We start from the raw sequence: 259 nt of genomic DNA, 5'->3' as shown, positions 1-259 counted from the left end.
GAGCTTTCACGTTGCCTTTCACAAAGTCGATTTTTGCTGAATCTGTTGGTAGTAGACCTGTGCCTTCAAGAGCAACGTGAGAGGCTGCGTGAAGCCCGTCAACACCCGCTTTAATGTTGACAGAAACAGATTGAGAAGGCTGAATGAAAGAGAGAGCAAGCTGTGCTTCGTCTTCATCTTTTTGTTCACCGTAAGGTAGACGAACCGCGATGAATTGGTACTCGTCGCTACCAGCGCTTTCATTTAGGCTATCAACGGT

At 47.1% G+C, this 259-nt stretch carries 1 pseudogene; it reads right to left on the bottom strand.

The annotated features are described in order from the left end of the window. Window positions 1–259, bottom strand: a pseudogene (gene nadE / locus AB4496_RS29100) (NAD(+) synthase); the annotation flags it as partial.

Origin of the sequence: Vibrio sp. 10N.222.46.A1, assembly GCF_041473595.1 — a bacterium.
Classification (GTDB): domain Bacteria; phylum Pseudomonadota; class Gammaproteobacteria; order Enterobacterales; family Vibrionaceae; genus Vibrio; species Vibrio tasmaniensis_A.
Note: the sequence above shows the minus strand (reverse complement) of the source record. Positions and strands in the feature narration are given on the sequence as shown.